Annotated in this window: 19 protein-coding genes; 8 read left to right on the top strand and 11 right to left on the bottom strand. The window is 61.1% G+C overall.

From position 1 onward, the window contains the following. The first annotated feature begins 78 nt into the window (after nt 1-78). Nucleotides 79-1125, top strand: a complete 1047-nt coding sequence (locus tag DD235_RS06975; protein ID WP_420810453.1) for a fatty acid desaturase — start codon at nt 79-81, stop codon at nt 1123-1125. 46 nt (nt 1126-1171) lie between these two features. Here the strand turns inward: DD235_RS06975 and DD235_RS06970 are convergent, their stop codons facing one another. Further along, nucleotides 1172-2338 carry a hypothetical protein gene (locus tag DD235_RS06970; protein WP_239990069.1) on the bottom strand — a complete coding sequence of 389 codons (1167 nt, stop codon included), beginning with the start codon at nt 2336-2338 and terminating at the stop codon, nt 1172-1174. A 64-nt stretch (nt 2339-2402) separates the two neighbouring features. Then, a complete protein-coding gene (locus DD235_RS06965; RefSeq protein WP_109061517.1) occupies nt 2403-3590 on the bottom strand; it encodes an MFS transporter in 1188 nt (395 codons plus the stop codon). A 72-nt stretch (nt 3591-3662) separates the two neighbouring features. Between DD235_RS06965 and DD235_RS06960 the strand changes: the two genes are divergently transcribed. Continuing rightward, on the top strand, nt 3663-4166 hold the full coding sequence (locus DD235_RS06960; RefSeq protein WP_109061516.1) for an Lrp/AsnC family transcriptional regulator: 504 nt from the start codon (nt 3663-3665) through the stop codon (nt 4164-4166). Nucleotides 4167-4257: 91 nt separating this feature from the next. Here DD235_RS06960 and DD235_RS06955 read toward each other — a convergent pair whose 3' ends face one another. Then, the gene (locus tag DD235_RS06955) at nt 4258-4893 is read right to left on the bottom strand and encodes a TetR/AcrR family transcriptional regulator (RefSeq protein WP_109061515.1); all 636 of its coding nucleotides are present in this window, start codon (nt 4891-4893) and stop codon (nt 4258-4260) included. An 88-nt stretch (nt 4894-4981) separates the two neighbouring features. Here DD235_RS06955 and DD235_RS06950 point away from each other — a divergent pair, with 88 nt between their 5' ends. Beyond that, nucleotides 4982-6013 (top strand): SDR family oxidoreductase, encoded by a 1032-nt coding sequence (locus DD235_RS06950; RefSeq protein ID WP_109061328.1) that lies wholly within the window; start codon nt 4982-4984, stop codon nt 6011-6013. A 133-nt stretch (nt 6014-6146) separates the two neighbouring features. After that, nucleotides 6147-6485 carry a hypothetical protein gene (locus tag DD235_RS06945; RefSeq protein WP_109061327.1) on the top strand — a complete coding sequence of 113 codons (339 nt, stop codon included), beginning with the start codon at nt 6147-6149 and terminating at the stop codon, nt 6483-6485. 6 nt (nt 6486-6491) lie between these two features. Here DD235_RS06945 and DD235_RS06940 read toward each other — a convergent pair whose 3' ends face one another. Genes DD235_RS06940 through DD235_RS06930 form a run of 3 tightly spaced genes read right to left on the bottom strand, consistent with a single transcriptional unit; the run spans nt 6492 to nt 12340 of the window. Beyond that, nucleotides 6492-7970, bottom strand: a complete 1479-nt coding sequence (locus DD235_RS06940; protein ID WP_338028409.1) for an efflux transporter outer membrane subunit — start codon at nt 7968-7970, stop codon at nt 6492-6494. After that, nucleotides 7963-11133: an efflux RND transporter permease subunit gene (locus tag DD235_RS06935; RefSeq protein ID WP_109061326.1), complete on the bottom strand. Its 3171-nt coding sequence runs from the start codon at nt 11131-11133 to the stop codon at nt 7963-7965. The genes DD235_RS06940 and DD235_RS06935 overlap by 8 nt, the downstream gene beginning before the upstream one ends. 7 nt (nt 11134-11140) lie before the next feature. Then, the gene (locus DD235_RS06930) at nt 11141-12340 is read right to left on the bottom strand and encodes an efflux RND transporter periplasmic adaptor subunit (protein WP_109061513.1); all 1200 of its coding nucleotides are present in this window, start codon (nt 12338-12340) and stop codon (nt 11141-11143) included. 228 nt (nt 12341-12568) lie between these two features. Here DD235_RS06930 and DD235_RS06925 point away from each other — a divergent pair, with 228 nt between their 5' ends. The 3 genes from DD235_RS06925 to DD235_RS06915 are packed head-to-tail and all read left to right on the top strand — an operon-like array spanning nt 12569 to nt 14255. Next, nucleotides 12569-13111, top strand: a complete 543-nt coding sequence (locus DD235_RS06925; RefSeq protein ID WP_239990067.1) for a TetR/AcrR family transcriptional regulator — start codon at nt 12569-12571, stop codon at nt 13109-13111. Between the two features lie 54 nt (nt 13112-13165). Beyond that, nucleotides 13166-13807: a hypothetical protein gene (locus DD235_RS06920; protein ID WP_109061324.1), complete on the top strand. Its 642-nt coding sequence runs from the start codon at nt 13166-13168 to the stop codon at nt 13805-13807. Continuing rightward, nucleotides 13800-14255, top strand: coding sequence for a DUF4304 domain-containing protein (locus tag DD235_RS06915; protein ID WP_109061323.1), 456 nt, complete (start codon nt 13800-13802; stop codon nt 14253-14255). Before DD235_RS06920 ends, DD235_RS06915 begins: the two co-directional genes overlap by 8 nt. Before the next feature lie 91 nt (nt 14256-14346). On the opposite strand, the gene dnaJ is transcribed toward DD235_RS06915, so the two are convergent. The 5 genes from dnaJ to hrcA all read right to left on the bottom strand — a co-directional run bounded on the left by dnaJ (nt 14347) and on the right by hrcA (nt 20256). Continuing rightward, nucleotides 14347-15480, bottom strand: a complete 1134-nt coding sequence (dnaJ, locus tag DD235_RS06910) for a molecular chaperone DnaJ (protein WP_109061322.1) — start codon at nt 15478-15480, stop codon at nt 14347-14349. 119 nt (nt 15481-15599) lie between these two features. Next, nucleotides 15600-17528 carry a molecular chaperone DnaK gene (gene dnaK, locus DD235_RS06905; RefSeq protein WP_109061321.1) on the bottom strand — a complete coding sequence of 643 codons (1929 nt, stop codon included), beginning with the start codon at nt 17526-17528 and terminating at the stop codon, nt 15600-15602. Between the two features lie 101 nt (nt 17529-17629). Continuing rightward, on the bottom strand, nt 17630-18160 hold the full coding sequence (gene grpE, locus DD235_RS06900; RefSeq protein ID WP_109061320.1) for a nucleotide exchange factor GrpE: 531 nt from the start codon (nt 18158-18160) through the stop codon (nt 17630-17632). Between the two features lie 58 nt (nt 18161-18218). Further along, nucleotides 18219-19235 carry a ferrochelatase gene (gene hemH / locus DD235_RS06895; protein ID WP_109061319.1) on the bottom strand — a complete coding sequence of 339 codons (1017 nt, stop codon included), beginning with the start codon at nt 19233-19235 and terminating at the stop codon, nt 18219-18221. A 16-nt stretch (nt 19236-19251) separates the two neighbouring features. Beyond that, the gene (gene hrcA / locus DD235_RS06890; protein ID WP_109061318.1) at nt 19252-20256 is read right to left on the bottom strand and encodes a heat-inducible transcriptional repressor HrcA; all 1005 of its coding nucleotides are present in this window, start codon (nt 20254-20256) and stop codon (nt 19252-19254) included. 142 nt (nt 20257-20398) lie between these two features. Between hrcA and DD235_RS06885 the strand changes: the two genes are divergently transcribed. Then, nucleotides 20399-21298 carry an NAD kinase gene (locus tag DD235_RS06885; protein WP_109061512.1) on the top strand — a complete coding sequence of 300 codons (900 nt, stop codon included), beginning with the start codon at nt 20399-20401 and terminating at the stop codon, nt 21296-21298. Nucleotide 21299 lies beyond the last annotated feature (1 nt).

Here is a 21299-nt window from a genome sequence, read left to right as displayed (position 1 = left end):
ACATGCTTGTCAATACGAAATATCAAATCAGGACGCACTTTGAACCCGCTAGACACGCCTATTGCTCCCGGCGAACCCCTGCCGCACCGTAAAGTCATCCGCAACTGGATCGCACCCCTGGCAGACCGCTCCACCCTCTTTGCCCTGTCGCTGGTCGTGCTGGACTTCGCGCTGTATGGATTGGCGCTGGCGGGCATCATTCTGTTCGACAACCTGGCCGTCAAGATCCTGCTGGGCATGGTGATGGGTTTCATCATCGGCCGCCTGTTCATTCTCGGCCACGACGCCTGCCACCAGGCTTTCACCGACAACCGGCGCCTGAACCGCTGGGTCGGTCGGCTGCTGTTCCTGCCCTCGCTGACCACCTACAGCCTGTGGGAAACCGGTCACAACACCGTCCACCACGGCTACTCCAACCTCAAGGGTTTCGATTTCGTCTGGTGCCCCAAGACGCCTGAAGAATATCGTGCCCTGTCGCCTGCCGCCCGTGCGCTGGAACGTATCTACCGCAGCGGCTGGGGTCCCTGGCTGTACTACCTGATCGAGATCTGGTGGAAGAAGATGTACTTCCCCAACGCTCGCCAGATGCCCACGCGCCGCCGCATCTTCACGCTCGACAGCCTGATGGTCACGGCTGGCGGCATCGTCTGGATCGCCGGCCTGATCTGGGCAGCCTCGGCCACCGGCCAGTCGGTCTGGCTGCTGCTGTTGACTGGCTTCGTCATCCCGTTCATTTTCTGGAACGGCATGATCGGCATGGTGATCTACATCCAGCACACCCACCCCGAGATCGAGTGGTACGAGAACAAGGCAGAATGGGCGGCTTGCCAGCCATTCGTCTCGACCACCGTGCACCTGACCTTCAAGTACTTCGGCCGTCGCCTGCTGCACAACATCATGGTGCACACCGCGCACCACGTGGACATGAGCGTGCCGCTCTACAGGCTGCCCGAAGCCCAGCACAAGCTGGAAACCATGCTGCCGGGCCGCATCGTGGTGCAGATGTTCTCGTGGCGCTGGTACTTCCAGTGCGCACGCTACTGCAAACTGTATGACTTCACCAACAAGCAGTGGCTGGACTTCAAGGGACGCCCGCAACCGGCCTTCCCCAACGTGAACCACTGATTCCGGTCCGTACAATATGCCAGCCTTCGGGCTGGCATATTTTGTTTTACGATGACGCCAGACCGCACTCACGCAAAGCCAACCTCCGATACACCTCAGCAATCCGGTAGAAAGCTTCTTTTGGCTCCCAAGGTGGCATTGCCTGACCTTTCTCGTGATCTTTGGGATAGGTTTTGACGAGTGAAAAACTCATCATGTCAAAATCCCGCGCCCCCTCTCCATGCGGAAAGGTGGGAAAGGAAAACACGTAGATGAACACCCCATCAATGTTCGCGCCGCTCAGCAGTTCAAGCTGCTCTTGCACATAATCAGCTTGCTCGCGCTCACTGCGCGTGGGCACAATGCCGTCTTTGAATTTACCTGTACCGTCAGGGTTGGCCCCCTCCAGCGCCATAAAGCCGCCAGCGCCCAGTTTGGCAGCCCCCTCATAGGCGCAGCAACCGACTTCCATGACCACGAGTGGCTTGTCGAGGCGATAGTGATCGAGTGTTTTCACGTATTCCTCGGGAGTTTCGCTAGCGCGATAGTGATCCACGCCGACGATATCGAACAGGCTCCAGTCGATCTTCTCCCACATTCCGGCCGAGTAGGTCACCCTACCTTTGAACTGCTTGCGCACAGGCTCGAGGATGCGCTTGAGGGTGTCGTTCAAAATTGTCCCTGCCTGCTCGCCTGGGCTCGGGTCGTTGGCCTGTTCTGCCATCATGATGGCCACTACGCCCTGTGTTCTCTCGACGATTGTCTTGCCTGAAAAAACTCCTTCGTTGAACAAACTCATTTCGCAGCCAGCGACGAAAACCAGGTCAATTCCCTCTGCGCGTAATTGTTCCGCCGCACGTGCGCCCTCCTCAAAATAGGCCGGCAATTCCGCGATTGATACATTCATCTTCCATGGGTTGAAAAAAACCTTCAGCCCGTTGGTATGCGCGATACGCGTGGCAGTGATCAGTCGATCAATGTCCTCACCTTCGATTCGAATGGCGTTGCAATGCAGTTCGGTAGCGATGGCCTTGATATCGTGCGTAACCAGTACAGGATCAAAGTGCTCAACGGAATACGGTTGCCCGACGGTAAATGTAAGGCCTACGTCATAAACGACGCCGCGATATTTCATATATTCAGTTCCTTTCAATGATGAGCACCCAGCCAGCGTCGGAAGGGTGGTCAAGGCAGCAGAACTTGCGGCAAGTTTAATCAGTGTTCGTCGATGCATGTGGCTTAATCCCCCACTCCGTGCAGGCGGGCTGGGAAAACTGCCTCGCCAATAACATCCACGCTCAGTATGGCTTTAGTGTAACGTCGCCGAGCGTTGACACTTGCCGGCGATCCAACCAGCCGGACATGAGCGCAAGACCCAAGGCAGCTATCGACAGGAATCCCCCAGCCCAATTTGGTGAAGTGAACCCGAAACCGAATGCGATTACGATGCCGCCCAACCAAGCACCCAAAGCATTGCCTAGATTGAAAAGCCCAATATTGACTGCGGACGCCAATGTCGGTGCACCTGCGGCCTTGGCTTTGTCCATTACCAGCTTCTGGATGGGAGACACTGTGGCAAAACCAAATGCCGCCATCAGGAAGATACAGATCACAGATGCGACTTGGCTTTCCGCGACAAAATGGAAAACGAACAACACCACTGCTTGGGCCAGCAGCGTGAAGTAAAGCATCGGCATCAACGCTCGGTCTGCATAACGACCACCCAGCCAGTTGCCTACAAAAAGCCCGAAGCCGAACACCATCAACAGCCAGGTGATGGAGCTCTCAGAAAATCGAGCGATATCGGTCATCATGGGAGCGATGTACGTAATCGACGTAAAAAATGCCGCAGGCCCAAGAATGGTGATGCCCATGGCAAGCAGCACCTTGGCATTGCCAAAGGCAGCGAATTCATGGCCAATGCGTTGTGCTTTCGGCTTGGGCGTGTTCGGGATGAGTGCAATCACTCCTACGAACGTGGCCACTCCAATAGCGGTAATAGCATAGAAGGTCGCTTGCCAAGAGTACACCTGGCTCAGCCAAGTGCCGACCGGAACGCCCACCAATGTTGCTACCGTCAGGCCTGAAAACATGAAAGCGATGGCTCGGACGCGCTTTTCTTTGGAAACCATCTCTGCCGCAAGCACCGATCCAATTCCGAAGAACGCACCGTGTGTCAGCGAAGTGATGATGCGCCCCACAACGGCTACTTCAAAGGTCGGCGCTACCGCTGTGACCAAGTTTCCAAGTACGAACAACAATGCCAAAAAAGCCAGCATCGTTTTCTTGGACGTACGACTGCCCAGGATGATGAGGACGGGAGCGCCTACGAAGACACCCAGTGCATAACTGGTGGCCAAGTATGCTGCTACCGGGATGCTGACGCCGAAGTCAGCTGCAATGGCTGGCAATAAGCCGGCAATGACGAACTCGGTTGTTCCAATACCGAAGGCTCCTATGACGAGAGCCCAGAGTGCGAGAGGCATGACCATTCCCTATAGCAAAAAATGTGAGAATGATGCATGATAAGCCTAACAATGTTAGGAGTTAAAGAAGATATGCCTAATGAAATCAAAGAAACGAATACTGTTAAGCAGGTTAGGCATCAGCCCGCAAAGTTGGATGATGTTGACCGAAGAATATTAGGGATACTCGCCCAGGACAGTTCACGCAGCTATGTAGATCTGGGGCAAGAGCTTCATCTGTCGGCGCCCGCAGTGCACGATCGCGTGAAACGCCTCAAGCGCGACGGCGTTATCAAGGCAACTGTGGCAAAAATTGATGGATGCAAGGTGGGCAGGACATTGTTGGCGTTCGTGCTGGTCAACACGAAGAACGTCGTCAGCACCAAGCGACTGCTATCGTTGGGCAACTTGCCTGAAATTGAAGAGATGCATACTGTTGCCGGCGACAGTGGCGTTCTATTGAAGGTACGTGTACGGGAAACAGAAGGCCTTGAGGATCTTCTGGGGAAACTCCAAGATATCGAAGGCGTGGACGGCACTCGGAGCTACATAGTGCTTTCGACATTTGTCGAGCGTGGGCCAGATCCGGGAGAATGATACCCTCAAGCGACCAACGAGTGACGGCCTCTTTATCGGTTTGCAAGAAACAAATCGGAGTGTCTTGAGCATCACAGGGAACGTGACACGCTCAAGCCGGCCTGGCCATCGCCAGCAATCCGCGCAACAGCACCACCATCATTCGTCCCGATACCTCCGTACCGGTCGAGGCGCGCTGCAGGGCCAGCCCATGCGCCAGCGCCATGAAAGACGCCGCCAGCGCCTCGATCCCGACAGGCGGCTGCAACCCGTGTGCGGCAAACAGTTGTGCCAGCCAGACAGCCAGGGCATCGCGGTGCTGCTGCCAGACCGCCCGATAGGCCACCGCGAAAGTCGTGCTGCGCTGCGCCTGCATCTGCAACTCGATGGACAGCATGGACCAGTTGATATCCTGGTCCAGGGTAGAGGCCCAGGCCTCCAGATCATCAAGCACCGTTTCCAGACTGGTGCCGGCCCGCTCCGACAGTGTGGCCAGGTGCGCGGCTTCTCCGGCCATGTGCCGGCGCAGCATTTCGAGCAGCAAGGATTCCTTGCTCTCGAAATTCGAATAGAAGGCTCCCTGCGAATAGCCGGCCTGCTCGGCAATGTCCCTGATTGAGGTGCCACCATAGCCCTGCCCCACAAACAGCCGCGTGGCGGTTTCGATCAGTCGCTCGCGGGTTCGGGCCTGACTCTCCTCTCGGCTGAGGCGCGGGCTTGTCGTGCCTGATTTGCGTGTCTTCTCCATGGAAATAATCATAGCACTCCAGATATCAATTGACATTCGAAATCCAGACGCATACATTTCAAATCTCAATCGATATCTGGAATTCATCATGTCTACCGACATCCATACCGCTTTCGTCACCGGAGCCACCGGCCTGCTGGGCAATAACCTCGTCCGCGCCCTGCGCGAGCAAGGCATCCAGGTCAAGGCACTGACACGCTCGCTGCGCAAGGGGCTGCAGCAGTTCGGCACGCTCGATGGTATCGAGCTGGTCGAAGGCGACATGACCGATGTCGCCACCTTTGCCCCGGCCTTGCGCGGTTGCGATATCGTGTTCCACGCGGCAGCCTTTTTCCGCGAGAACTACTCGGGCGGACGCCACCGGGATGCGCTGCACCGCATCAACGTCGACGGGACACGCCAGTTGCTCGAGCAGGCGTATGTCGCCGGAGTCAGGCGGTTCATCCAGACTTCGTCGATTGCCGTCCTGCACGGCGAGCCGGGCACCCTGATAGACGAAACGCACACGCGGGTGCTGGATGATGCCGATGACTACTATCGCAGCAAAATCCTGGCCGATGACGTCGTCATGCAGTTTCTTGCCCGGCATGACGGGATGCTGGCCAGTTTCGTGCTGCCGGGCTGGATGTGGGGACCGGCCGATCTCGGGCCGACCTCGTCCGGCCAGCTCGCACTGGATCTGGCACAGGGCCGGCTGCCGGGTCTGGTGCCCGGCAGCTTCTCGGTCGTCGATGCCCGCGATGTCGCCCAGGCACACATTGCCGCCGCATACAAAGGGCGGCGCGGCGAGCGCTACCTGGCGGCAGGACGCCACATGACCATGCAGGAACTGATCCCGCTACTGAGCCGGGCAGCCGGTGTCACCGCACCGACCCGAAAAGTCCCTGCCCCCCTGCTGTATGCGCTGGCCTGCCTGCAGGAAATCTATTCCAGGCTCAGCGGCAAGCCTGTCCTGCTCAGCCTCTCCACGGTGCGCCTGATGCTCAATGAGGCAGACCGCAGCCACTTCGATCACAGAAAGAGCGAGCGCGAACTGGGCCTGCGTTTTCGACCACTGGAAGAAACCTTGAACGACACCCTCGACTGGTACCGACAGCACGGCTGGTTGCCCGCCAGCTGAGTACGAGCGGCTGAAAATTACCCAGTTTCAGTGATGTTGCAAATTCTGACACTTACGTAAGATTGCTGCGTTACCCACTCGCATGCCGGGGTGGGTGCCTTCTTTCCACAAGCTCTCTTCGAGGTGTTACGCCATGCCCATCAAGTCCCGCCTTCTCCTGCTTGCTACCGTCGCTGCCGGTCTGTTTGCAGCAACCGGCCCAGCCTCCGCGGCCGACCGCAATGTCACAGTCCACAACAAGACCCAGTCCGTCCTGATCTCCTTCTACGCTTCGCGTACCTCGACCAGTGACTGGGAAGAGGACATCCTGGGCTCGGAAGTCATCGGCCCGGGCGAATCGATCAAGATCGACATCGACGACGGCACCGGTGCCTGCCGCTTCGACTTCAAGGGTACCTTCGACGATGGCGAAGAGGCCACCCGCAATAACGTCAATGTGTGCGAAGTCGCCGAGTTCTCGTTTACGGACTGAACTGCATCACTCTCGGCTGGCCAACGCCTGGCCCTGCGCAGCGGGCACGGACTGCGGCCAGCCACCGGCCAGCGTCCGATAGACCGCCACCCATGCCGTGGCCATCTGCATGCTGCTGCGCGCCAGCAGTTCTTCGGCCTCCAGCCGGAAACGCTCGGCGTCCAGCACATCCAGCACACTGATCACGCCCGCCTCGAACTGGAGCCGTGCCGTTGCCACGGCCCGACGGCTGGCCTGCGCCGCCTGCTCCAGCAGCGCATGCTCGGTCTGTGACCGGGACAGGCGCACCAGCGCATTCTCCGTTTCTTCCAGGGCGCGCAATACCGTGCGTTCATAGAGGGCCAGGTTTTCACTGGCCGCCGCATTGGCGGCAGCAATACGTGCCCGAACCCGGCCAACATCCAGGAACGAGCCCCCTACGCCCAGTGAAACCATGCGCGTCTCGCTGTCGCGTTCGAACAAAGCCCCCCAGCCCAGCGCCTGCGTTCCGATCAGGCCACCCAATGTGAACTGCGGAAACAGATCGGCCGTTGCCACGCCGATGCGGGCCGTCGCCGCCGCCAGCCGGCGCTCGGCCGCTGCCACATCCGGTCGCCGACGCAACAACTCTCCGGGCGTACCGGCGTTGATCTTCATGGGCAACGTCGGCAGCGCGGCTGCCGGGTCCAGCACCGCTGCCATCGCCGCCGGCGTGCGTCCCGTCAGGACGGCAATGCGATGCGCAATCACGGCAGCCTGCGCTTCAAGGGCAGGCACCCGCGACCGGGTCAGCGCCAGCTGGGTTCGCCCCCGATCTGCATCGAAAGACGTCCCGCGACCATTTGCCAGCATCGTTTCGATCAGCTGGAGGGTATCGGCCTGATTGGCCTCGTTATCCTTTGCCACCTGCAACTGGGCCTGCAGACCACGCAACTGGAAATAGGCATCCGTCACCTGTGCCACCATGGCAACCTGCATTGCGGCCAGGTCTGCTGCATCGGCCTGCATATCCGCACGGCTGGACTCGACACTGCGCCGGACACGTCCAAAGAAGTCAAGTTCCCATACGACCGACAGCCCTGCCGTATGGAACTCGCCGTCCCGGTCATCGCGGGACACGCCGGGTGCCTGCGAGGCGCTCACACGCCGGTCACCCGATTCGGCCGATGCGCTCAGCGTCGGAAACCTGTCGAGACCAGCCCGCCGCGCCAGCGCCTGACCTTGTTCGTAACGCGCCAGGGCAATGCGAATATCATGATTGGCACGCAACGTCTCTTCCACCAGCGTCGCCAGCAAGGGATCATCGAGCGTGCGCCAGAACGCAACATCGGCATCGGGCACCGCCAGACCGGCAGCATCCGGCTCCTGGCGCGCAAAAGCTTCACCTGCCGCCATTTGTGGTGCCCGGTAATCCGGGCCGACCGTGCAGGCTGCCAGCACCAGGCCTGACAACACAACTGCCGCACTACGCCAGGCCCCTGCCAACATCAAGAAAAAACTACGCATCGAATATCTCCAGCGTTGTGTGGTCTGTCGTGCGCCGCGCCTTGCGCGTCGCAAGGCGGCGCAATACCACATAGAAAACAGGTGTCAGGAACAGCCCGAACAAAGTGACGCCCAGCATGCCGGCAAAGACGGTGACGCCCATGACCTGCCGCACTTCGGCACCGGCGCTCACGCCGATCATCAGCGGCACCACACCGGCAATGAAGGCGATTGAGGTCATGATGATGGGGCGCAGGCGCAGACGGCAGGCTTCCAGCGCCGCCTCGACGGTACTGCGGCCCTGCTGCTCCAGTTCACGGGCGAACTCCACGATCAGGATCGCGTTCTTGCATGCCAGGCCGATCAGTACCACCAAGCCGATCTGGACAAAGATATTGCCGTCGCCCCCGGTCAGCCAGACCGCCGTCATGGCCGACAGCAGGCACATCGGCACGATCAGAATTACGGCCAGCGGCAACGTCCAGCTCTCATACAAGGCGGCCAGCACCAGAAAGACCAACAGCACCGCCAGGGGAAACACGACCAGCGCCGCGTTGCCCTGGGTGGCCTGCTGATAGCTCAGGTCCGTCCACGCCATCTGCATGCCGGGTGGCAGCGCCTGTGCCGCTGTCCCCTCAAGGATCTGCAACGCCTGCGACGACGACACCATGCGCGGGTCGGCCTCGCCGATCAGGTCGGCCGCCGGATAGCCATTGAAGCGGATGACCGGGTCCGGGCCATAGGTTTCGCGCACCTCGACCATGCTGCCGATCGGCACCATCTCACCCCGGGCGTTGCGGGTGCGCAGGCTGGCGATATCCTCGACGGTGCTGCGATACGGTGCCTCGGCCTGCGCCATCACGCGAAAGGTGCGGCCAAAGCGCGTGAAGTCGTTCACATAGCTCGATCCCAGATAGACCTGCATCGTATCGAACAGATCGCTCAGGGCCACGCCCTGCGCCTTGGCCTTGGTACGATCGACGACCGCATCCAACTGCGGGACATTGGCCTGATAGGAACTGATCGGATATTGGAACCCCGGCAGTTGCGATACGGTGCCGGCCAGGGTATTGGTAGCCGTCTGCAGGGCACCATAGCCTGCCGCACTGCGGTCCTGCACATACAGCGAGTAGCCCGAGCCAGTGCCCAGCCCCATGATCGGCGGCGGCATGATGGCAAACGCCAGGCCTGCCTGCTCCTGGGCAAACCGCGCATTGAGTTCGGCCGCAATCTCGGCTGCCGTGCGCGAACGCTCGGCGGCCGGCACCAGGCCGAAGAAGGCCACACCGCTATTGGGCGTATTGGTCAGTTGCAGCACATTCAGGCCGGGAAAAGCCACCGAGTTCTTGACGCCCTCGGTCTCCAGGGCAATCTGCGTCACGCGGCGCACCAGCGCTTCGGTGCGCTCCAGCGAAGCCCCTTCCGGCAATTTCAGAGCACCGATCAGATACAGCTTGTCCTGCGTCGGGATAAAGCCGCCGGGCACCGCCCGGAAGACCAGCCCGGTTGCCGCGATCAGCACCAGATAGACCAGGAATACGGCACCACGCCGACCCAGGATGCGCGCCACGCTGCTTTCGTAGCGCTGAGCGCTGCGGTGGAAGAAGCGGTTGAACGGTCCGAACAGCCAGCCCAGACTGCGATTGAGCACACGCGTGAGCCGGTCAGGCGGTGCGCCATGTGGACGCAACAGCAGTGCTGCCAGCGCGGGCGACAGGCTCAGCGAGTTGATGGCCGAGATCACCGTCGAGATCGCAATGGTCACGGCAAACTGCTTATAGAACTGCCCCGTGACGCCAGACAGAAAAGCCATGGGCACGAACACGGCGCACAGTACCAGCGCAATCGCGATGATGGGGCCGCTGACTTCGCGCATGGCCTGATGCGCCGCTGCACGCGGGTCCAGGCCCTCTTCGATGTTGCGCTCGACATTCTCGACCACCACGATGGCATCATCGACCACGATTCCGATGGCCAACACTAGACCAAACAGCGTCAGCGTATTGATCGAAAAACCCAGCATCAGCAGCACGGCAAACGTACCCACCACCGACACCGGCACCGCCAGCAGCGGAATGATCGAGGCACGCCAGGTCTGCAGGAACAGAATCACGACCAGCACCACCAGCAGTACTGCCTCGAGCAGCGTGCTCACCACCGACTTGATCGAGTCGCGCACGAATACGGTCGGGTCATACTCGACGGACCAGCTCATACCTTCGGGAAAGCGTACCGACAGTTCAGCCATCCGGGCCCGGATCTGGTCAGAAACATCGATGGCATTGGCTCCCGGCGATTCGAATACGGGAATGGCCACCGCCTGCTGGTTGTTCAGCAACGACTTGAGCGAATAATCGGACGCCCCCAGCTCGATGCGTGCCACATCCCGCAGGCGCGTCACCTGTCCCTGGTCTCCGGTCTTGACTATAATGTCGCCGAACTCTTCCTCGGTCGCCAGACGGCCCTGCGCATTGATGGACAGCAGAAAATCGCTGCCATCGGGATTGGGCGGTGCCCCCAGTTGCCCGGCCGATACCTGCAGGTTCTGTTCGCGCACGGCAGCCACCACCTCGCCGGCTGTCATGCCCAGCGCGGCAATCCGGTCCGGATCAAGCCACAACCGCATTGAATAATCACCCGAGCCGAACAGCTGCACATCACCGACGCCGGGCAGGCGTGCCAGTTCGTCACGCACGTGCAGCACCGCATAATTGCGCAGATAGAGTTCGTCGTAGCGGCCGTCGGGCGAGCTCAGCTGCACCACCAGCGTGATGTTCGGCGACTGCTTGGCCGTGACCACCCCCTGGCGGCGTACGGCTTCGGGCAGGCGCGCCTCGGCCTGCGCCACGCGGTTCTGCACCTTGACCTGCGCCTCATCCGGATCGGTCCCGGGGCGAAAAGTAGCCGTCAGGACCAGCACGCCATCGCTGCCGGCCACCGACTTCATGTAGAGCATGTCCTCCACACCCGTAATGGATTCCTCCAATGGCGCGGCAACGGTATCCGCAATCTCGCGCGGATTGGCCCCCGGATAGGTGGCACGCACCTGCACGCTGGGCGGAACGACTTCGGGATACTCGCTGACGGGCAGCAAGGGAATTGCAATCAGCCCGCACACGAAAATGATGATAGACAGGACCGCCGCAAAGATCGGCCGGTCCACGAAGAAACGGGAAAAATTCATGGCAGGCTCAGTGGCTGGCGTTGGATTGCTGGGCAAGCTGCAACGGAGCCATGGGGGCCTCCTGAACCGCAACCGTCATGCCCGGGAAAAACACTTTCTGGATGCCGGTCACGACAACACGCTCGCCCGGCTCCAGCCCCTGCTCGACCACGCGCAGTCCATCGCTCTTGCGACCCAGCCGGATATCGCGGCGCTGCGCAGCGTTCTGCTCATCTACCACGTAGACATACTTGCGATCCTGGTCGGTCATGATGGCCTTGTCGTCGATCAGCACGGCATCGAATGCGCTGCTGGCCTGCAGGCGTACGCGGGCATACAGCCCGGGGGTCAGGTGTCCGTCTGGATTGGGCAGCGTTGCCCGGACACGGATGGTGCCGGTCCCTGTATCGACACGGTTGTCGATGAAATCCACTCGGCCCGCATGCGGATAGCCCGCTTCACCGGTCAGCCCCACCTGTACCGGCACACCGCCATTGCGCTCATCGGGGCGCTCACCATTGCGTGACATCCGGGCATAACGCAGATAAGTGCGCTCATCACTGTCGAAATGGACGTACACAGGATCCTGCGACACCAGTGTCGTCAGCACGCTGTCCTGGCCATCGGCCGTGACCAGATTGCCGACCGTGACCAGGGCGCGTCCGGCCCGCCCCGTAATGGGGGCACGCACTTTCGTGAAATCCAGATCGAGCCGGTTCTGTGCCACGGCGGCCTGGGCGGACTGCACATCGGCCTGGGCCTGCTCGACAGCCGCCCGCCGTTGTTCCAGCATCTCCGTGGAGACCGCCTGCACGGCCACCAATTTCTGCGACCGGACGAACTCGCTGCGCGCCAGCCGTTCACGCGTCCTGGCGCGTGCCAGTTCGGCCTCGGCCTGGTTCAGGGCCGCCTGGTAGCTGCGCGCATCGATCTCGAACAGGACATCGCCGCGCTGGACGATCTGGCCTTCCTGGTAGGTGATTTTCTCGATGTAGCCACTGACGCGTGGCCGCAGGGCCACACTCTCGACGGCTTCGATATGCCCGCTGAAATCATCCCACTGGATGATCTGTCGGGAAAGGGCGGGCGCGACGCCGACCGTGGGCGCGGCAGGTGCCGTGTCTTCAGCCGCCTGGCTGCGACAGCCGGACACTGCCAACGCCAGCAACAACGGTGCCAGCAGCACCAGGGCACCACGCGACGTGGTACCGGAAAAAGTAGAAGTCATCATGCCTGTCTGGTTTCCAGCGTTGAAGTACCGCGCAGCGCTACGCAGCACACATTGTTTTTTATTTTCATAACGACCGTTATGAAAACCAGACAGCACTCTAAACGCCATTGCCAGGACAGGTCAAGCAATTTAATATTATCCACTATGAAAATAACGGACAGCAAACCTGGCCGCCCACGCGGAAGGCCAGTCTCCTTCGATCGCGAGACAGTGCTCGAGCGCGCCATGCATGTTTTCTGGCGTCAGGGCTACGAAACCACCACCATCCAGGACCTCACCGAGGCCATGGAAATCACCGCGCCCAGCCTGTACGGCGCATTCGGTGACAAGGCCGGGCTCTACTTCGAGGCCGTGGCCTACTATCGCCAGCGCTATGGCGACGACCACGCCAAATGCCTGCTCAATACCTCACCCACCGCCAGGGAAGCCGTCCGCAACCTGCTGTTCGAAGCCGTACACACAATGTCCGATCCGGAGACGCCCGCCGGCTGCATGGTCGTCAACTCCGCCATCAACTGCTATGCACAATCAACCAAGGTGCAGACGGCCCTGGCCGAATTCCGTGCCGAGGCCGAAGGCGACCTGCGCCAGCGCATCGAGCGCGGCATCGAGGAAGGCGACGTACCGGCCGGCACGAACGCAGCCATTCTGGCCAAGTTCTACACTACGGTCATCATGGGCATGTCGCTCCAGGCCCGCGACGGTCTCGATTGCGCCGGACTGCAGGCCATCATCGACTCCGCCATGCAGGCCTGGCCCCAGGCCTGACCCACCTGCGGCATCGAACCTGCGTCGATGCCGCTTCACCCCCTACAAGAATGCATGAACCTCCAGCAACTCGCCGACGCCCTGTATGACGATCTGAATGGATATATCCATCGCGTCGAAGACACCGGCACCGATGCGTTGCTGATCCATCTGGGCTGCGACGACTGGGTCCTCAATGAACAGCAGCAATCCATCCGCAGTGACGCACACGACGCACAGCGCCGCTTCGTGATCCGCTGCCGGCAGGTCATGGAGTCGAACGTCCGGCCCACCCAGACCGGGGAACTGATTTTCACGGACCATCATCCTCTGCTGTGGGACTACACCGAGCCCCATGGCGGCCTGTACTACGCCGGCGAGACAACCGCTTCGGCGCATGAAATCCTGGGCAGGATATACGATGCCCAGACACGGATACTGCGAAGCTGGCGGCCCCTGCAGCACTATGCGAACAGCTACAGGCGCGAGGGTAACCTGATCTTCGGCACTGACCGTGCCGGCCTGCTGGCGCGTGGCCCGAAACCATTGCTGGATGCCTACCAGACAGCTCTGGACGGCGTGCTCAGAACCTATTTCGTTCCCTCTCATACCCCACAGGGCAAGGCTATGGCCCTGATTTTCGATGACTGCTTCCTGATCTGCCGAGAAGCGGAAATCATGGAGACAGACGTCTCATTACAGACACGCCATGAATGATCACAAGCAACACATGCTCACGGCGCTGAAAGCCGTATTCATCCCGGCCCTGCGACAACGCGGCTTCAAGGGTTCGCTGCCACACTTCTACCGCAATACACCCGCAAGAGCCGATTTCGTCAGCATCCAGTTCTATAGCGCCGGCGGCAGCTTTGTCGTGGAAATCGCCTGTTGCCCGCCCGATGGCCCTGCCGCCGGGCCAGGCAAAGGCTTGCCCATATCCAGGCTGAACACGACCTACTTCGGCACCGGACGCATCCGCCTGACCCAGGAAGCAGATAAACAGGCTGGGGAACAATGGTTCAGCTTCGGGCCGCGCAGCTACGAACCGGACCAGCCGATCCAGCCCCCCGCCCATTACGAAGCAGTTGCCGCGTCGCTACTGCCACTGCTGGATACACAGGCGGAAAACTGGTGGGCCTCGCATCAAGAGTCCCACGCCAGGTAGCCATCCCGGCAAATTCACAGCGTAGATACAACAAGGGCCGTCTCCATCAAGACGGCCCTTGTTCGTTTCATTCACGCCCAGCGTCAAAACCTCAGCTGAAGAATTCCTTGACGCGGTCGGTCCAGGACTTGCTCTGCGGGGAGTGGCGTTCACCACCGTCCTTGAGCGAAGCCTCGAACTGACGCAGAATGGCTTTCTGCTCTTCGTTCAGGCGCACCGGCGTCTCGACTGCCACATGGCAGTACAGGTCGCCGGGGTAGGAACCACGCACGCCGCGGATACCCTTGCCGCGCAGGCGGAACGTCTTGCCCGACTGGGTGCCTTCGGGAATGGTGATCTCAGCCTTGCCACCCAGCGTCGGCACCTGCAGATCACCACCCAGCGCCGCCGTGGTGAACGGAATGGTCAGTTCGCAGTGCAGGTCATCGCCATCACGCTGGAAAATCTTGTGCGTCTTGATATGGATCTCGACGTAGAGGTCGCCCGGCGGCCCCCCATTGACGCCCGGTTCACCATTGCTGGCTGAACGGATGCGCATACCGTCGTCGATGCCGGCCGGAATCTTGACCTGCAGCGTCTTGTTGCGGCGAATGCGGCCCTCGCCGTGGCAGGACGGACATGGATCGGCAATTTCCTTGCCTGAGCCGTGGCAGGTCGGGCAGGTCTGCTGCACGCTGAAAAAACCCTGTTGCATGCGTACCGCCCCCGCACCGCCACAGGTGCGGCAAGTGACCGGCTTGGTGCCGGGCTTGGCTCCCGAGCCGTGGCAGGTATCGCAGTCATCCCAGCTCGGCACGCGGATCTCGGTATCAAAACCCGCGGCAGCCTGCTCGAGCGTGATCTCCATGTTGTACTTGAGATCAGAGCCCCGATAGACCTGCGGCCCGCCACCTCCGCCACCACGGCGGCCCGCCCCGAAGATCTCGCCGAAGATATCGCCGAAGGCATCCGAGAAGCCGCCCATGCCACCCATCCCGCCCGGGCCACCTCCCATGGAGGGATCGACACCGGCATGGCCGAAGCGGTCATAGGCACCACGCTTTTGCGGATCGCTGAGGGTTTCGTAGGCTTCCTTGACTTCCTTGAATCGCTCTTCGGCCTGGGTATCGCCTGCATTGCGATCCGGGTGGTACTTCATCGCCAGTTTGCGATAGGCTTTCTTGAGTTCATCGTCGGAGGCGCTCTTGGATACGCCCAGAACCTCGTAGTAATCGCGTTTTGCCATGGTCTGTATTGGTTGCTTATTAAACGACTATGCCCGGTTGCCGCCTATGCAGCGGACAACCGGGCCTGGCAGGCATGTTGCGCCTGCTTGATCAGCCACCCTTCGGGCGGCAGATCACGTTACTGCTGATCACGCTTGACTTCCTTGAAGTCGGCATCGACGACGTTGTCATCCTGCGGCTGGGCCTGCTCGGCACCGCCCGGCTGTTCAGCGCCCGCCTGGGCCTGCATGTCGGCATACATCTTTTCGCCCAGCTTCTGGGCAGCCTGGGTCAGCGCCTCGACCTTGGCATCGATGGTTTCCTTGTCGCCATCCTTGAGCACAGCCTCAAGATCCTTGATGGCCGTCTCGATGGCTTCCTTCTCGCCGGCTTCCAGCTTGTCGCCGTACTCTTCCAGCGACTTGCGGGTCGAGTGCACCAGCGCATCGGCCTGGTTGCGGGCCACGGCCAGCTCGGCGACCTTGCGGTCTTCCTCTGCATTGGCCTCGGCATCCTTGACCATGCGATCGATCTCGGCTTCGCTCAGACCGGAGTTGGCCTTGATCGTGATCTTGTTTTCCTTGCCGGTGCCCTTGTCCTTGGCGGACACGTGCAGGATGCCGTTGGCATCGATGTCGAAGGTCACTTCGATCTGCGGCGTGCCACGCGATGCGGGCGGGATGCCTTCAAGGTTGAACTCGCCCAGCGACTTGTTGCCGGCAGCCACTTCACGCTCGCCCTGGAACACCTTGATGGTCACGGCCGGCTGGTTGTCGTCAGCCGTCGAGAACACCTGCGAGTAGCGGGTCGGGATCGTGGTGTTCTTCTGGATCATCTTGGTCATCACACCACCCAGGGTTTCGATACCCAGGGACAGCGGGGTCACGTCCAGCAGCAGCACGTCCTTGCGGTCGCCCGACAGCACCGAACCCTGGATCGCAGCACCGGCGGCCACGGCTTCGTCGGGGTTGACGTCCTTGCGCGGCTCCTTGCCGAAGAATTCCTTGACCTTCTCCTGCACCTTGGGCATGCGGGTCATGCCGCCGACCAGGATCACGTCATCAATATCGGAGGCCTTGATGCCGGCATCCTTGATGGCCACGCGGCAGGGCTCGATGGTGCGCTCGATCAGATCCTCGACCAGGGCTTCCAACTTGGCGCGGGTCACCTTGAGGCTGAGGTGCTTGGGACCGGAAGCATCGGCCGTGATGTACGGCAGGTTGATTTCGGTCTGCTGGCTCGAGGACAGCTCGATCTTGGCCTTTTCGGCGGCTTCCTTCAGGCGCTGCAGGGCCAGCACGTCCTTGGACAGGTCAACGCCCTGCTCTTTCTTGAACTCTTCGATGATGTATTCGATGATGCGCTGGTCGAAATCCTCGCCACCCAGGAAGGTGTCGCCGTTGGTCGACAGCACTTCGAACTGCTTTTCACCGTCCAGGTCAGCGATCTCGATGATGGACACGTCGAACGTACCGCCGCCCAGGTCATACACCACGACCTTGCGGTCGCCCTTTTCGTTCTTGTCCAGACCGAATGCCAGCGCAGCAGCTGTCGGCTCGTTGATGATGCGCTTGACTTCGAGACCGGCGATGCGACCGGCATCCTTGGTGGCCTGGCGCTGGCTGTCGTTGAAGTAGGCCGGCACCGTGATCACGGCTTCGGTCACGGGCTCGCCCAGGTAATCCTCGGCGGTCTTCTTCATCTTGCGCAGCACTTCGGCCGACACTTGCGGCGGTGCCAGCTTCTTGTCCTGGGCTTCGACCCAGGCGTCACCGTTGTCGGCCTTGATGATCTTGTAGGGCATCAGATCGATGTCCTTCTGCACGGCCTTCTCTTCGAACTTGCGGCCGATCAGGCGCTTGACGGCGTGCAGGGTGTTCTTGGGGTTGGTGACGGCCTGGCGCTTGGCCGGCGCACCCACCAGGGTCTCGCCGTCTTCCATGTAGGCGACGATGGAGGGCGTGGTGCGGGTGCCCTCGGCGTTTTCGATGATGCGGACCTGGCCGCCTTCGAGGACAGCGACGCAGCTATTGGTCGTGCCCAGGTCGATACCGATAATTTTGCTCATGATCTGTTTACCTTGCTGAATACGTTGAATTCGTTGTGTGGAATCACGGAATGGCCCGTGTGTTGCCTATGCATCCAGAAATGGGGACGGCAGCCTGGAAATCAAGACCCGGCAGCCACTGTCACCAGTGCCGGCCGCAATACGCGGTCGGAAATCAGGTAGCCCTTCTGCAGCAAGGCCACGATCGTGTTGGCCGGCTGGTCGGCCGGCACCGAGGAAATCGCCTGGTGCAGGTGCGGATCGAACTTTTCACCCACCGCCGGCGCGATGTCCTTGAGATGATGGCGCTCGAAGGCACCGACCAGTTGGCGCAGCGTGGTTTCTACACCCTCGCGCCAGGACTCGGGACTCTGCTCGGTCTGGGCCAGTGCGGCCTCCAGACTGTCCTTGACCGGCACCAGGCTTTCAGCGAACGATTCAATGCCGAACTTGCGCGCCTTGGAGACATCTTCCTGGGCGCGACGACGGACATTTTCAGCCTCGGCATGCGTGCGCAGCAGTTGTTCGTAATGCTCGGCCGCCTTGGCCTGGGCTTCGGCCAGCGCGGCTTCCAGCTCGGCAATCTGTGCGGCGGCCTGCTCGGCGGCTGCCGCCTCTACCTGCTGCTCGACGGATTCGGGCTTGTCTGACATGCGTATTCTCCTGGAGTTCCTTCACGTGCAGCCAATAATGGGGACGCCTGGCCAGAATTCAAGCCCAGCCCCGGATATTTTTTTCAACCAAGTCGGCCAGCCCGCCGATCCAGTCGGGTCGCGCATTGAGGGCCGGAATATAACGCAGGTCTTCGCCACCCTCCTCGATAAAGGCCTCGCGCACGCCCATGGCAATTTCTTCCAGCGTCTCGATGCATTCGGCCACGAAGCCCGGACACATCACATCCACGCGCCGCACACCCTGCCTGGCCATGTCACGCAGCGTTGGCTCTGTATACGGTTCGATCCAGGGCGTACGCCCGAAACGACTCTGGAAAGTCGCCAGCCAGCGCTCGCGGGGCAGCCCCAGGCGAGCCGCCAGTTGATTGGCGGTCTGCATGCAATCACGAAAATAGGGGTCGCCCTTCTCGACCACCGCACGCGGCAGGCCATGGAAGCTCATCACCAGCTTTTCCGGTTCGCCATGCGCCTGCCAGAATTCGCGCACACTGTTGGCCAGCGCATCGATATAACCATCCTCGACATGGAAACGCTTGATGAAGCGCATTTCGGGCTGGTCCCGAAAGGTCGCCAACTGGCGACCGATCTCATCGATCACGGTCGCCGTGGTCGAGGCCGAATACTGCGGATAGAGCGGCACCGCCAGGATGCGCTCGCAGCCCTGTTCGCGCAGCCGGTCAAGACCGCTGCGCAGGGAGGGATTGCCATAGCGCATGGCCAGCTCGACCGTCAGGTCATGGCCGCGCCGCGCCAGTTCGGCACGCAATCCAGCCAGTTGCTGCAGGCTGTAGGCCCTCAGCGGCGAACCCTGCTCGGTCCAGACGGCGGCGTAGGCATGCCTGACCTTGGCAGGACGGGTCGTCAGCACATACAGGTACAGAATCGGCAGCCAGAGCGCGCGGGGCAACTCCACCACCCGCGGATCCGACAGAAATTCGCGCAGGTAGCGCCGGATGGCACCGACTTCCAGCGCATCCGGCGTGCCAAGGTTGACCAGCAAAATGCCGGTACGCAAGGGCTGCAGGGGCGGATCGATATCGAACGGATCGGACATGCGGGAAATTTCCTGGTTAATGCGGGCTCAGCGCGTTGGAGAGCAACCGCGCCGTGATATCGACAATCGGGATGACACGCTCGTAGGCCATGCGGGTGGGGCCGATCACGCCCAGGGTGCCGACCACTTCACCGTTGATGCCGTAGGGCGCGGTCACGACCGTCATTTCTTCCATCGGCACCAATTGCGAATCGCCACCGATATAGATTTGCACGCCCTGGGCATGGCTGGAGACATCGAGCAGTTGCAGCAGGTCAGTCTTTTTCTCGAACACCGAGAACATCTTGCGCAGGCGATCCATGTCGGAAGCGATGTCGCTGACATCGAGCAGCTTGCGCTCGCCCGCGATCACCACCGACTCGCTGGTATCGGCGGCCTCGACGCCCACTTCCACCGCCGCCTGCATCAGGCTGGAAATATCCTCGCGCAACTGGGCCAGCTCGGTCGCCAGGGTCTGGCGCACGGCGCTGAAGGACTTGCCGGCAAAATGCTGGTTGAAGAAATTGCCGGCCTCGATCAGTTCGTGTTCGACATAATCCCGGGGCGTCAGCAAAATGCGGTTCTGCACATCGCCATCAGGCGTGACGATGATCAGCAGCACCCGCCGCTCGGACAGGCGAATGAATTCGATCTGGCGAAAGATCTGGGCACGTCGGGGTGCCAGCACCACGCCGGCAAACTCGGTCAGATTGGACAGCAGTGCCGCCGCCGTGTTGACTGCGCGAGAAGGCTCGGATACCGGCAGCAGTTCGCGCATGCGTGATGTCTGCTCGGCCGCGAAAGGCTGCACCGTGAGCAGCGAATCGACGAACAGCCGATAACCACGCGGCGTCGGCACGCGACCGGCGGACGTATGCGGACTGTGCACCAACCCCTGGCCCTCAAGGTCGGCCATGATGTTGCGGATCGTGGCCGGCGACAGATCGAACACCTGCGACAGCGTGCGCGAGCCGACGGGCTGGCCTTCGGCGATATAGCGCTCGATCAGGACCTTGAGCAACGCACGGGAACGGTCATCCATATTTTATGTATGTCGTACTGACTCGAAATGGAAACTGCATTCAGGCCGCTATTCTATCCTGCGGTTTTTACCATGATCGGCCCCGCTCTGCCTGCGGGCTTCTATAATGGCCCGATTCCAAAGCACTGATGACGCCAAGACCATGCATTTCCCCATTGTTGCCCTGATCGGCCGCTACCAGGACACCGGGCTCGACGCACCGTTGCGCGAGCTGGCTGCACTGCTGTCCGAAGCCGGCCGCACGGTACTGGTCGAGTCGCGTACGGCGCAGAATACCGGCGTCAACGAATACGACTGTGCCGAAATCGACGAAATCGGCAAGCGGGCACACCTGGCCATCGTCATGGGCGGAGATGGCACCATGCTGGGCGCGGCTCGCGAACTGGCTCCCTACGGCATTCCGCTGGTCGGCATCAATCATGGCCGGCTGGGTTTCATCACCGACGTGCCGCTGCAGGAAGTCACCCGTGCCGTCACCGACCTGCTGGCCGGCCGCTTTGAAACCGAAGAGCGCATCATGCTGCAGGGCCGCGTGGTCCGGGGCGACGAGGTCCTGTTCTCGGCCACTGCGCTCAACGACGTGGTGCTCAACCGTGCCGGGCGCGGCGGCATGATCGAAGTCCGCGTCGAGGTCAATGGCGTGTATATGTCCACCCAGCGCGCCGACGGCCTCATCATTTCCACGCCTACCGGCTCCACCGCCTATGCGCTGGCAGCCAATGGCCCCATCCTGCACCCCGCACTCAAGGCTGTCACGCTGGTCCCCATCGCGCCGCAGTCGCTGTCGAACCGGCCCATCGTGCTGCCCGACACCAGCGTGCTCGACATGACCCTGACCGCCATCAGCCGCGTCGAAACCGGTGCCAGCGTGCACTTCGACATGCAGACCCTGTCGGAACTGCAGGCAGGTGACCGCATCGTCGTGCAGCGCGCAGATCATGTCCTGCGCCTGCTGCATCCCGTCGGCTACCGGTTCTTCTCCACGCTGCGGCGCAAGCTGCACTGGAGCCAGATGCCGCAGGCCACCGACAGCCTGGAGTGAT

The organism is Corticimicrobacter populi, from assembly GCF_003123725.1.
Lineage (GTDB): Bacteria > Pseudomonadota > Gammaproteobacteria > Burkholderiales > Burkholderiaceae_B > Corticimicrobacter > Corticimicrobacter populi.
Note: the sequence above shows the minus strand (reverse complement) of the source record. Positions and strands in the feature narration are given on the sequence as shown.